Source organism: Achromobacter sp. (genome assembly GCF_036567245.1).
Taxonomy (GTDB): domain Bacteria; phylum Pseudomonadota; class Gammaproteobacteria; order Burkholderiales; family Burkholderiaceae_B; genus Achromobacter.
The window spans coordinates 1-11,529 of the sequence record NZ_DATCUY010000491.1 but is presented as its reverse complement, the minus strand read 5'-3'; the positions used below and the strand labels follow the sequence as shown (position 1 = coordinate 11,529).

Annotated in this window: 11 protein-coding genes and 1 pseudogene; 6 read left to right on the top strand and 6 right to left on the bottom strand. The window is 66.1% G+C overall.

Going from position 1 to position 11,529, the window contains the following annotated elements:
* Nucleotides 1-178 (bottom strand): annotated as a pseudogene (locus tag VIR09_RS20985) (amidase); the annotation flags it as partial.
* Nucleotides 179-242: 64 nt separating this feature from the next.
* A complete protein-coding gene (locus VIR09_RS20980; protein ID WP_332014601.1) occupies nucleotides 243-1,475 on the bottom strand; it encodes an amino acid ABC transporter substrate-binding protein in 1,233 nt (410 codons plus the stop codon).
* Nucleotides 1,476-1,636: 161 nt separating this feature from the next.
* Between VIR09_RS20980 and VIR09_RS20975 the strand changes: the two genes are divergently transcribed.
* The 5 genes from VIR09_RS20975 to VIR09_RS20955 all read left to right on the top strand — a co-directional run bounded on the left by VIR09_RS20975 (nucleotide 1,637) and on the right by VIR09_RS20955 (nucleotide 5,958).
* The gene (locus VIR09_RS20975; protein WP_332014602.1) at nucleotides 1,637-2,521 is read left to right on the top strand and encodes a LysR family transcriptional regulator; all 885 of its coding nucleotides are present in this window, start codon (nucleotides 1,637-1,639) and stop codon (nucleotides 2,519-2,521) included.
* Between the two features lie 89 nt (nucleotides 2,522-2,610).
* Nucleotides 2,611-3,603 carry a branched-chain amino acid ABC transporter permease gene (locus VIR09_RS20970; RefSeq protein ID WP_332014600.1) on the top strand — a complete coding sequence of 331 codons (993 nt, stop codon included), beginning with the start codon at nucleotides 2,611-2,613 and terminating at the stop codon, nucleotides 3,601-3,603.
* Between the two features lie 9 nt (nucleotides 3,604-3,612).
* Nucleotides 3,613-4,494: a branched-chain amino acid ABC transporter permease gene (locus VIR09_RS20965; RefSeq protein WP_059373997.1), complete on the top strand. Its 882-nt coding sequence runs from the start codon at nucleotides 3,613-3,615 to the stop codon at nucleotides 4,492-4,494.
* A gap of 14 nt (nucleotides 4,495-4,508) precedes the next feature.
* A complete protein-coding gene (locus tag VIR09_RS20960; RefSeq protein WP_013391320.1) occupies nucleotides 4,509-5,216 on the top strand; it encodes an ABC transporter ATP-binding protein in 708 nt (235 codons plus the stop codon).
* Between the two features lies 1 nt (nucleotide 5,217).
* Nucleotides 5,218-5,958: an ABC transporter ATP-binding protein gene (locus VIR09_RS20955; RefSeq protein ID WP_332014599.1), complete on the top strand. Its 741-nt coding sequence runs from the start codon at nucleotides 5,218-5,220 to the stop codon at nucleotides 5,956-5,958.
* A 55-nt stretch (nucleotides 5,959-6,013) separates the two neighbouring features.
* Here the strand turns inward: VIR09_RS20955 and vapC are convergent, their stop codons facing one another.
* A complete protein-coding gene (vapC, locus tag VIR09_RS20950; protein ID WP_332014598.1) occupies nucleotides 6,014-6,418 on the bottom strand; it encodes a type II toxin-antitoxin system tRNA(fMet)-specific endonuclease VapC in 405 nt (134 codons plus the stop codon).
* Nucleotides 6,419-6,904: 486 nt separating this feature from the next.
* Here vapC and VIR09_RS20945 point away from each other — a divergent pair, with 486 nt between their 5' ends.
* Nucleotides 6,905-8,086 carry a low temperature requirement protein A gene (locus VIR09_RS20945; protein ID WP_332014597.1) on the top strand — a complete coding sequence of 394 codons (1,182 nt, stop codon included), beginning with the start codon at nucleotides 6,905-6,907 and terminating at the stop codon, nucleotides 8,084-8,086.
* Between the two features lie 108 nt (nucleotides 8,087-8,194).
* On the opposite strand, the gene VIR09_RS20940 is transcribed toward VIR09_RS20945, so the two are convergent.
* The 3 genes from VIR09_RS20940 to argJ are packed head-to-tail and all read right to left on the bottom strand — an operon-like array spanning nucleotide 8,195 to nucleotide 11,267.
* Nucleotides 8,195-9,157, bottom strand: a complete 963-nt coding sequence (locus VIR09_RS20940; RefSeq protein ID WP_332014596.1) for a Nudix family hydrolase — start codon at nucleotides 9,155-9,157, stop codon at nucleotides 8,195-8,197.
* Nucleotides 9,150-10,016, bottom strand: a complete 867-nt coding sequence (locus VIR09_RS20935; protein ID WP_207471101.1) for an ATP-binding protein — start codon at nucleotides 10,014-10,016, stop codon at nucleotides 9,150-9,152. The genes VIR09_RS20940 and VIR09_RS20935 overlap by 8 nt, the downstream gene beginning before the upstream one ends.
* Nucleotides 10,017-10,040: 24 nt before the next feature.
* Entirely contained in the window at nucleotides 10,041-11,267 is a 1,227-nt protein-coding gene (argJ, locus tag VIR09_RS20930) for a bifunctional glutamate N-acetyltransferase/amino-acid acetyltransferase ArgJ (RefSeq protein WP_332014595.1), read from the bottom strand.
* Between the last annotated feature and the right edge of the window lie 262 nt (nucleotides 11,268-11,529).

The following is an 11,529-nucleotide window of genomic DNA, read 5'->3' as shown; positions in this document are numbered from 1 at the left end:
CGGCGGCTTCGGCCAGGCGCAGCGCGCCTTCGCGGTCGACGCTGACGTAGGCGCCCAGCGCCGGATTGGCGCGGTCGATGCGGTCCAGGTAGTGCCGCGCCAGTTCCACCGAACTGTAGCGGCCTTCGGCCAGGCCCTGCGCAAGTTCGCTGAGCGTGGCAAATGCAATGTCAGACATGTTTTCCTCGGGTGATGTCAGACCGGCGCGCGGACTGCCGCGCGCCGTCTTCCTGCTTGCGCGCTCAGCGCTTGTTCCAGTCGGGGGCGGGGTAAACCGGCTTCTGCGTGGCCACATCCGCGGGCCACACAGGCACCATGCCCTTGCCCGGCAGCAACTGCACCACGGGGAAGGGCATCAGCAGCTGCTTGCCCGTTTCGTCGATGGCGTAGGGGCCGGCCATGACGGTGAGCTTGCCCGACAGGTCCAGCGAGGCCTTCTTCAGCGCGGCCGCGTCGGTATTGCCGGCCTGCTTGACGATTTCCTCGGTGAGCGCGCCCGCGCCATAGGCCAGCGCGGTCTGGAAATCGGGCGGGAACTCGGCCTTGGGGAAGCGCTGGTCATAGGCGGCGGCGAATTGCTCGCGCGTCATGCCGGCGTTGACCTTCCAGTTGATGGCGGGGTGGTAGTTGGTGTGGCTGTAGATGTAATTGGAGTCCGCGCCGATGGCCTGGAATTGCGGGGTCGACGCGTAGACCATGAAGACATAGGGGAAGTTGATGTCCAGCTGCTTCATCTGCCGGGTCATGCTGATCAGGTCGCCCTCGTACGAGGTCGGCACCAGCGCTTGGGCGCCGGCCGCGCGGGCCTTCTGCAGGATGGTGCTGAAGTCCTTCTGGCCCTTGGGGTACTTCTCGAACAGCACGACTTCCATGCCGTTCTTGGCGGCCTGCTCCTTGCCGCCTTCGGCCAGGCCCGCGGGGAACGGTTCATCCGAATACAGCAGGGCGATCTTCTTCACGCCCTGGTTGGCGGCCAGCTCCATGTTGGCGCGCAGCATGGCCGACACCGGCATCTGCGTGCCCGACACCATGTTCTTGAAACCCTGCTTGTACAGATCGTCGCTGGCGGCGGACCAGACCATCATGTACTTGCCCAGGCGCTCGGTGACGGTGGCGGCCGCGGCGGTCAGCGTGGAGCCGAAGGGCGCGAACACCAGATCCACTTTTTCATCGACAATCAGGCGTTCGTAAACGCGCGTCACCATCTGCTTGTCGCTGCGGTCGTCCAGCTTGACCAGTTCTACCGGGTACTTCTTGCCTTTGACTTCGATGCCGCCGCGGCGGTTGACGTCGTCGACCCACAGTTCGACGCCGCGCACGCCCGACTGCGAGGCCAGCGCGAAGCTGCCGGTGGACGATACCGTCATGCCGACTCGGATCTTGTCCGAGGTCTGGGCGGCGCCCAGGGCAGGGGTCAGGGCGGCGACGGCAAGAGCCAGCGCCGGTAAGCGGAACAGCCAGGGTTTAGCGTGCATGGGAGGTCTCCTATCGTTTTTGGTATGCGGCCCCGCGTTCCGTGGCGGACCATCGGACAGAGGCCTGGTGCTGGGCAATGTTTGCTCAACACGCGAGATAGCGTATAACAAATAGGCATGGAGCGCACGCCTTGAATAAATTGAATTACCGACAGACCGAAATGTTGTGGGCCATCGTCATGGCCGGATCCATCAGCGGTGCTGCCCGGCTGCTGAATATTTCGCAGCCGGCGGTCAGCCGGATGTTGGCGCATACCGAGAAGGCGATGGGGGTGACCCTCTTCGAGCGGGTCCGCGGCAAGCTCCGGCCGACCTCGCAAGTGCAGAGCCTGTTTGAGGAAATCGAGAAAACGCAGCGCATGATGCAGCGCGTCAACGACCTGGCTGATGCGTTGGCGGAGCACGGCACGGGGGTGCTCCGGCTGGCGTCCATTCCCAGCCTGGCCCAGTTCCTGGTGCCGCGCGCCGTGGCGCGCTTCCAGCGGCGCCATCCCGAATTGCTGCTGCGGTTGAATACGACGGCGCTGCCCACCCTGATCACCGACGTGCTGCAAGGCGAGGCCGAGCTGGGGCTGGTGGTGATGCAGGCTGACCATCCCTTCCTCACGTCCCAGCCCCTGCACGTGGGGCGCATGGTGGCCGCCATCCCCAAGGCGCATCCGCTGGCGGGCCGCGCCGAGGTCAGCCTGGCCGACCTGTCGCCGCATCCGCACATCGTGGTGGGTACCCGCATGCCTTTTGGCATGCTGGTGCTGGGCGCCTTCGAGCAGGCGGGCCTGCCGTGCCGCATGTGTGCCGACGTGCCCTGGAGCCAGCTGGCCTGCGCCCTGGTGAATGCCGGGGTGGGCATCGCCATCGTCGATGAATTCACGGTCATGCAGAACACCATGCCGGACGTGGTCATCGTGCCGCTGGCCGAGCGCATCCCCCTGAATATTTCGGCCGTCTATGCCAGCAACCGCGAGCCCTCGGCTATTGCGCTGGAGTTCATCAAGGAGCTGCGCGAAGTGCTGGCTGAGGCCTTTCCGGCCAAAAATAAGGGTTAGTCCTTAACTTGCAGTTATGGTTTGAACTGGTCATAATCGCCTCCAAATAAAGCGGCCGTCCAACCCGGAAACGGCCCGGAGGAAGACATATGAGCAGCAGTCCCGTCCTGGCGGCGGGCGCCGCCTCGCATCGCGCGCAGGATCAGCGCGCAGTGCGGTTGCGCACCCGCATCGCCATCATCGTCTTTGCCGGCCTGGCCGCGGGCCTGGCCCTGATCCCGATGGCGACGTCGAACATCTCGTTCGCGTTCTACCTGATGCTGTGGATCACCATGGCCAGCGCCATGAATATCTGCGTCGGCTTTACCGGCTACCTGCCGTTCGGCTATGTGGTGTTCTACGGCGTGGGTTCCTACGCCACCGGCATCTGCTACAAGATCCTGGGCTGGCCCATCCTGCCGTCGTTGCTGGCGGCGGGCGGCGTGGGCGTGGCGATCGCGCTGCTGCTGGCGCCCACGCTGCGCTTGCGCGGGGTGTACTTCGGCATCGTGAGCCTGGCGCTGGCCACCATCGTCAAGCTCATCATCTCCAACCTGCCGCAGTCCTTCACTGGCGGCAGCATGGGCATCATCCTGTCCAACGCCAACAACCCCACGCATAGCTACTACGCCATGCTGGCGGTGATGGGCGCCACCCTGGCCACCGTCACCTGGCTGTCGGTGTCCAGCCTGGGCCGTGCGCTCAAGGCCATCCGCGACGACGACGGCGCGGCGGCCTGCGTCGGCATCCATGTGCCTAACACGCGGCTCAAGGCCTGGCTGCTGGCGGCGCTGTTTCCTGCGCTGGCTGGCGGCATCGAGGCCTGGTACACCAACGTGGTGGATCCGGAATACGCCTTCCACGTGCTGATCACCGCCAAGAGCATCATCTACGCCATGGCGGGCGGCTTCGGCACCATCCTCGGGCCGGTCGTCGGCACCCTGGCGCTGTTGGGCATCGACCACGTGATCTGGCAGAAATTCCCGGTGGTAAACCTGCTGCTGCTGGGCCTGATCATCGTGCTGCTGATGTTGTTCCTGCCGCGCGGCATCGTCGGCAGCGTGATCAAACGCAAGCCGCAACTGCGCCGCTACATCGCCTGAGGAACCGCCATGACCGGACTGATTATCCAAGGGCTGATCAACGGCCTGATCCTGGGCGCCATCTACGGCCTGATCGGCGTGGGGCTGAACGTGATCTTCGGCGTGCTGCGCGTGGTCAACTTCGCGCACGGCGAATTCCTGGTGCTGGGCGCCTACTTCGCCTTCTATCTGATGGAGTATGCCGGCATCAACCCGCTGGTGGCGCTGCCGCTGGCCTTCGCCGCGTTCTTCCTGGCGGGCTACCTGCTTTACTTCGTGCTGATTCCGCGCCTGTCCAAGGCAGACGATCCCGAGATCAGCTCGCTGCTGCTGATGTTCGGCGTGTCCATCATGCTGGGCGCCATCATGCTGCTGGTGTTCGACGCGGATGCGCGCTCGCTGCCCTATGAGATCGAACCCGTGTTCCTGAAGTTCGGGCCGGTGCTGATCCCCACCGTGCGCCTCTTGGCGCTGGTCATCGCGCTGGCCATCATCGGCGCGCTGACGGTGTTCCTGTACCGCAGCCAGCTGGGCAAGGCGCTGCGCGCCATCATCATGAACCGCGACGCGGTGCGCATCGTCGGCATCAACGCCGAACGCCTGTCCGCCGTGGCCTTCGGGCTGGGCATAGGCCTGGCCGCGGCCAGCGGCGTGCTGGTGGCCATGGTGTTCCCAGCGTTCTCGCCGTTCATGGGCAACGACTACACCCTGATCGGCTTCATTGTCATCGTGCTGGGCGGCCTGGGCCATCCGGTGGGGGCGCTGGTGGGCGCGCTGCTGTTCGGCGTCACGGAGCAGGTGTCGGTGGTGTTCTTCAATCCTTCCATCGCCACCATCTGCGGTTTCACGCTCATGGTTGCCACCATCTTCATTCGCCCCAGCGGCCTCTTCGGCCGCCAGGCGTTGCGCTAACAGGAGCCTGACACATGTTGAAAGTCAGCAATCTCAAGAAGCGCTTCGGCGGGCTGGTGGCCTTGCAGGGCGTGGACGTGGACGTGCCACGGGGTTCCATCCTGGGCATCATCGGCATGAACGGGTCGGGCAAGACCACCATGCTCAATTGCATCAACGGCATCTACACGCCGGACGAAGGCCGCATCGAGCTCGACGGCCAGAACATCGCCGGCAAGCAGATCCACGAGGTCGCGCGGCTGGGGGTGGGCCGCACTTTCCAGGTGCCGCGCATCTTCCGCCAGCTGACCCTGCTGGACAACCTGGAAGTCGCGCAGCAGCAGACCGGCCGCAGCGCCGACGAGCGCTATGCGCAATCCGAATACTGGCTACACAAGGTCGAGTTACACCGGCTGCGCCACAACTACGCGGAAGAGCTGTCCGGCGGACAGCAGAAGCTGGTGGAGCTGGCGCGCATCATGGTGGCGCGGCCCAAGGTGGTGTTGCTGGACGAGCCCTTCGCGGGCGTCAATCCGGCGCTGGCGCAACTGCTGATCTCGGTCATCCGCGAACTGCCGGGCGAGCACGATTGCTCGGTGGTGCTGGTGTCGCACGACCTGACCTCGATTTACCAGCTGTCCCACCACATCATCGTCATGAACGAAGGCGCCATCCTGAGCCAGGGCAACGCCGAGCAAGTGCGCGCCGACCCCCGCGTGGTCGAAGCCTATCTGGGAGCCTGACATGAGCACGTCGATACTCGCGCTGGAAGACGTGACCGTGGCCTACCACGGCGACATCACCATCCTGAACCACGTCAACATCCAGGCGCGCGCGGGCAAGGTGACCGGCGTCATCGGCCCCAACGGCGCCGGCAAGTCCACGGTGCTGAAGACCATGTTCGGCTTCCTGCCGCCGCGCACCGGCCGCATTACCCTGCGCGGCGCGGACATCAGCGCGCAACCCTCGCACGAGCGCGCCAGTCACGGCGTGGCCTTCGTGCCGCAGCACCGCAGCCTGTTCGGCGAGCTGTCGGTGCACGACAACCTGTTGCTGGGTTGCTGGCCGTTCCGCAAGGACAAGACCAGGGTGCGCCAACGCATCGACTCGGTCTACGACCGCTTTCCGATCCTGGCGCAGAAGCGCGACGATCCCGTCTCCAGCATGAGCGGCGGACAACAGCGCTTCGTGGAGTTCGGCCGGGCCTTGCTGATCGAGCCGTCGGTCATCCTGCTGGACGAGCCCACCGCCATGCTGGCGCCCAAGATCTCCAAGGAGATCTACACGCTGATCCGCGGCTTTGCCGACGAGGGCATGACGGTGGTGCTGGTGGACCAGAACGTGCGCCGCTGCGCCGAAGTGTCCGACTACATGTACATCCTGGAACTGGGCCGCAACAAGGCCGAGGGCGGGCGCGAGGCCTTCGATGATGGCGGCGGGCTGCGCGAGATGGTTGCGTCTTGGATGGATTACAAGATTGACTGACGGCGAGGTTCGGTGCGGTATCGGACCGATTCCGATGCCTGGACCGGGCCGGGAATCATAGCGTCCAATCGTCCAGCCGCAGCCCAGCAACGCGGGAAAACTCACGCGTGTTGTTGGTAACAAGCACGAGGCCCCGCGAGCGGGTCTGGCCGGCGATCATTGCATCGTACGGTCCGATAGGCGTGCCGGCGCGTGCCAGCTCTGCTCGAAGCTGGCCAGAGTCTGTAGCTGCCGCGCGGTCGTACTCGAGGACCTCGAGGCGTTCAAGAAATCCATCGACAACGGCATGATTGCGCACGGGCGCCGCTGATTTTTCAGCGCCGTAAGCGAGTTCCATTGCAGTGATCGCACTGACGCATAGCTGGCCCCGCCTTCGGTTGAACGCGTGCTGCACTGCCTGCGGCTTGTTCTTGATGGTAAAGATGCAGGTGTTTGTGTCGAGTACGAACTTCAGTGTCATGGATGCCTTCCTGCTCTATTCACGGGCTGTCCGCGGTCGTTGAGAAAGTCGGCCGTAGCCGGCTCGCCGGCGAACCAGGCGTCCCACGATTTGTCGGCTGACGTCGGGACTTGTCGTTCGTCGATGGTGAGGCCATACCCCGGAGCCCGACTGGCTGGCCGGGCAGTGCTGCTTCGTAGGCTGGCGGCGCGGCTATGGCGTGTTTTGTAGGCAAATGCTGGTTTCATGGAACGCTCCTTGGTACTTGCGTGGCGGATCTTTTATAGCGCGCCATGTGAAGTCTGCCTATGACGGCTTACCGCAGGGCGCAGCCAGCCTTGCGCTGCATGCGCGTGGGTCCCTGCCCGTGAGGTCGGTATCCAGGCCCGGCAGAACCCGGCGCGTGGCGTCGCCGCCACGCCCGCCGGGCTTTGCATAATTTGACGGTTCGGCGCGGTCTGCCTTGCGCTAATCTGGCTGCGCCACCATCACCAGCCAGCCTATGCCATGACCTTTTTCGCAAGCGCCAACCTGCTGCGCCGCCGCGACGGGCACGAAGCCCGCGTCACCTTCGTCGAGCTCTTCTTCGACCTGGTGTACGTCTTCGCGGTTACCCAGATCTCCCACAGCCTGCTGCACGATCTGACCCTGATGGGCGCGCTCCACGCCCTGGTGCTGTGGTTCGCCGTCTGGCTGGGCTGGCAGTACACCTGCTGGGTCACCAACTGGTTCGACCCCGACGCCGTGCCCATGCGCGTCATGCTGTTCGCCGTGATGCTGGCCGGGCTGGTCTCCGGCGCGGCCTTGCCCGGCGCTTTCGGCGCCACCGGGCTGGTGTTCGCGGTCAGCTATGTGCTGATCCAGGTGGGCCGTACCCTGTTCATCGTGCTGCATCTTGGGTCCGGGCATCCGTTGGCGCCCAATTTCCGCCGCATGCTGGCCTGGCTGTGCGTGTCGGCGGTCTTGTGGATCGCCGGCGGCTTGTCTCAGGACGGCACGCGGCTGGCGCTGTGGGCGCTGGCGGTGGCCTGCGAATACTTGTCGCCCATGATCGGCTTCCGCTTTCCCGGCCTGGGCCATTCCTCCACGCGTGAATGGACGATCGAGGGCGGCCACCTGGCGGAGCGCTGCCAGCTGTTCGTTATTGTCGCGTTGGGCGAAACCCTGCTCATTACCGGGGCCACGATGGCTGACCTGGAGCATTGGAACGCGCCGGCGCTGATCGCGCTGCTGGCGGCCTTCCTGGGCACGGCCGCCATGTGGTGGGTGTACTTCGACACCAGCAGCCGCGATGGCAGCGAGGCCATCGTGCATTCCGACGATCCGGGCCGCATCGGCGCCTGGTTCCACTACGTGCATGTCATTCTGATCGCCGGGGTGATCGTGTCCGCCGTGGCCAACGAGCTGGTCATACTGCATCCGGACGGGCGCATCGCCATGCCGGCCGCCGCGGCGTTGATCGGCGGCCCGGCGCTATACCTGGCAGGCAACGGCATCTACAAGACCGTGGTCTACGGCCGTTTCCCGCTGTCGCACGTGGCGGGGCTGGTGCTGCTGGCTGTTCTGGCGCCGATCGCCTTCGTGACCGACAACCTCATGGTGGGCGGCCTGACCACCTTGATCATGATCCTGGTGGCGGCGTGGGAGAGCGTGTCGCGGCGCAGGGTGCAAGCCGCCGTCATGCCCTGAATAGGGGGAGCGCCGTCAATCTAGTGATGGGCCGCCGGCTTGACGTGGCGGGGCGCCGCAGGTGATCGACGAGCCGGCAGGCAGGGCCCGCCAAGCTCGTCGCAGCGCTCAGATCAGCCCACGTATCCCTGCGATCCCGTGTGCGCCGTGGCGCAGCGCTTGAGACACGGTCTGGGTGGACTGGCCGCCCAGCGCGAACACCGGAATGCCGGCGTCGCGATTGCCTTCGACGAAGCCTTCCCATCCCAGCGTCGCCGCGCCGGGGTGGCTGGGCGTGTCCAGCACCGGACCCAGTACCGCGAAGTCGGCGCCGAGTTCGCGGGCGTGGACGACCTGGGCGTTGTCATGGGCCGATACGCCGACCAGCGCGCCAGCGGGGAGTTCCGGCCGCGCCGTCAGTCTCGCGGCATCGGCCGCGCGCAGATGCACGCCGTCGGCTTCGCGCCACCAGGCGGCGGGATGGACGCTGTTGACCAGCACCCGGGCGCCCGCGGCGCGGCAGCGCTTCTGCACCTGTTGCAGCACTTCATGCAGCGAAGGGGAGGCCGCGCCGTCCGGCCATTGCGGTTCGCGCAGCTGCACCAGCTTCACGCCGCGAGCCAGCGCCGCGTCCAGCCGCCCCAGGAAGGCGGCCACGCCCGCCCGCGAACCCACGGAACTGATGCCGTAGGAGGTGGGCAGTTGCAGCCAGCGCAGTGGCGGCAGCGTGGCGGGCAGCAGATCGCCAACCTCGGTCGCGCGGGTCGGATCGACCCATTCCAGGCGCTGGTTTTCCAGGCTGCGCGGTTCGCCTTCCCAGCCGGTGACATGGCAGAAAGCCAGGCGCACCGTGGTGTGGGGGTAGGCGTGCACATAGGTGACCCAGGGGCGCGACTGCGTGACGCGGATGCCGATTTCTTCCTGCAGTTCGCGCGCAAGCGCTTCCAGCACGGTTTCGCCGGGCTCGAGCTTGCCGCCCGGCAGTTCCCACCAGCCCGCCCAGGGCTTGCCTTCGGGGCGCTGGCCCAGCAGCAGCATGCCGTCCGGACGCAGGATCAGGCCGGCGGCGACGTCGACGATCTTTTCAGACATGACGGGCCGCCCAGTCGCGCGCGAATTGGTACGCCACGCGGCCCGAACGCGAACCGCGCTCGATGGTCCATTGCAGCGCCTCGGTGCGCGAGGGTTCGATCTGCGCTTCCGGGCAGCCCAGCTCGCGCAGCCAGTGGTAGACGATGTCCAGGTAATCGTCCTGCTTGAAGGGGTAGAACGACAGCCACAGGCCGAAGCGCTCGGACAGCGAGATCTTTTCCTCGACCGTTTCGCCGGGGTGGATTTCGCCGTCGGGCTGGTGCTTGGCCGCCAGGTTCTCGCTCATGTATTCCGGCATCAGGTGGCGCCGGTTGGAGGTAGCGTAGATCAGTACGTTGTCGCCCGAGGCCGACACCGAACCGTCCAGCACCGATTTCAGCGCCTTGTAGCCGGCTTCGCCTTCCTCGAACGACAGGTCGTCGCAGAACACGATGAAGCGTTCGGGGCGGGCGGCGACCAGCTCGACGATGTCGGCCAGGTCGCCCAGATCCGACTTGTCCACTTCGATCAGGCGCAGCCCGCGGTCGCCGTAGGCGGCCAGCATGGCCTTGACCAGCGAGCTCTTGCCGGTGCCGCGGGCCCCGGTCATGAGCACGTTGTTGGCCGGCTTCTTCTCAAGGAACTGCAGCGTGTTGCGGTCGATGATGCCCTTTTGGCGCTCGATATGCTGCAGGTCGGCCATGTCGATGCGCGCTACGTGGCGCACGGCGTCCAGCCAGCCGCGGGCGCCGCGCTTGCGCCAGCGGTAGGCGTGGGCGGTCCAGTCGATTTCGGGCGTTGCGGGCGGAAGCCAGGCTTCCAGCTGCGCCAGCACGCGCTCGGCGCGCTGGATAAGGGTGGAGAACTCGGTTGCGGTCACGTCTGCAGTCCAGGAAGTTGCGGATCAGGAACGGTAGTCGGCGTTGATGGACACGTACTCGTGCGAGAAGTCGCAGGTATAGACCGTGTCGCTGACCTGGCCGCGGCCCAGCGCGATGCGCACCTGGATCTCGGCCTGCTTCATCACGCGCTGGCCGTCGGCTTCCTGGTAGGCGGGGTTGCGGCCGCCGTCCTTGGCCACCAGCACCTCGTCCAGCCACAGACGGATATTGGAGACGTCCAGGTCGTCGATGCCGGCGTAGCCCACGGCGGCCAGGATGCGGCCCAGGTTGGGGTCAGACGCGAAGAAAGCGGTCTTGACCAGCGGCGAGTGGGCCACGGCGTACGCCACCTTCAGCGCTTCCTCGGTGTTGCCGGCCTCTTCCACGCGGATGGTCATGAACTTGGTGGCGCCTTCGGCGTCGCGCACGATCTTGGTGGCCAATTCCAGCGCCGCGGCGGTCAGGGCCTCGCGCACGGCGGCGTAGGCCGGATCGGATTCGGCATTCACTTCGACGCCGGACTTGCCGGTGGCGGCGATGATGAAGGAGTCGTTGGTGGAGGTGTCGCCATCCACCGTGATGCGGTTGAACGAGGCATCGGCGATTTCGCCGGCCAGCTTGGCCAGCAGCGGCTGGGCGATGCCGGCATCGGTGGCCAGGAAGCTCAGCATGGTGGCCATGTTGGGCCGAATCATGCCGGCGCCCTTGCTGATGCCGGTGAAGGTGACGGTCTTGCCGCCGATCTGGACCTTGGCCGAAGAGATCTTCGGCAGCGTGTCGGTCGTCATGATGCCGTGGGCGGCGCTGAACCAGTGGTCGGCACCCAGGTCGGCGATGGCGGCCGGCAGGCCGGCGACCAGGCGGTCCAGCGGCAGCGGCTCGAGGATGACGCCGGTGGAGAAGGGCAGGATTTCGGCGGCGGGCACGCCCAGCAGCTTGCCCAGCGCGGCGCAGGTGTCCTTGGCCTTCTGCAGGCCTTCCTCGCCGGTGCCGGCGTTGGCGTTGCCGGTGTTGATGACCAGGGCGCTGATCGGGCCGCCGGTGGCCAGATGGGCCTGGCAGACCTGCACGGGCGCGGCGCAGAAGCGGTTGCGCGTGAACACGCCGGCCACGCTGGTGCCCGGCGCGAAGCGGAATACGGTCAGGTCGCGTCGGTTGGCTTTGCGGATGCCGGCCTCGGTAACGCCGATTTCAACGCCGGCAACAGGAAAAATTTCGGACTCGGAGGGGATCTGCAGATTAACGGCCATGACTTCGTCTCATGTATGAGCAGGACGGAATCGCCGCCAGGCGAGGCGGCGCGCGGGGGAAAGCTTCGTATTATCCCACCGGATCGGGACAGCGTCCGGTCAGGGGCCGATCCGCATGGCCGCCACGTCCAGCACGCCGGCCTCGCGGTTGCTCAGCACGCTGCGCACGGCGCCGTCCGGGGCCTGCAGCACCGATTTTCCTGCCGGCACGTCTTCGCTGCCCGCGCGGCGCGCCGAACGGCCCCGCGACGGCGAGAACAGC